Here is a 248-nt window from a genome sequence, read left to right on the forward strand (position 1 = left end):
CATAAAGATAACGCCTGATCTGATCGAGAACGGGACGAGCGGGCAGATTCTCGAGAAGTGTTCGAGCTGGGATAAGCCGGGGGCGTCGTCAATGCGCCTGCCTTCACCGATTGCGAGCGTGCCGAAGGGGTGTGCCTGGAAGACGGCTTCGGCGGCCGCAGATAGCGCTTCGAGCGTTGTGCTGGAGTAGTGAATATGGAAAACTCAGACGCGCTCGGTATGGACGACTCGCCGGAGGTCATCGCGAT

1 protein-coding gene is annotated in these 248 nt (G+C 59.3%); it reads left to right on the forward strand.

What is annotated here, in order from left to right; translation table 11 throughout:
- Positions 1–190: hypothetical protein (locus SB725_RS33025; protein WP_410923676.1), on the forward strand; the 190-nt coding region annotated here is incomplete at its 5' end.
- Positions 191–248 lie beyond the last annotated feature (58 nt).

Source organism: Pseudomonas sp. SIMBA_041 (assembly GCF_046535095.1).
GTDB classification, from domain to species: domain Bacteria; phylum Pseudomonadota; class Gammaproteobacteria; order Pseudomonadales; family Pseudomonadaceae; genus Aquipseudomonas; species Aquipseudomonas mucoides.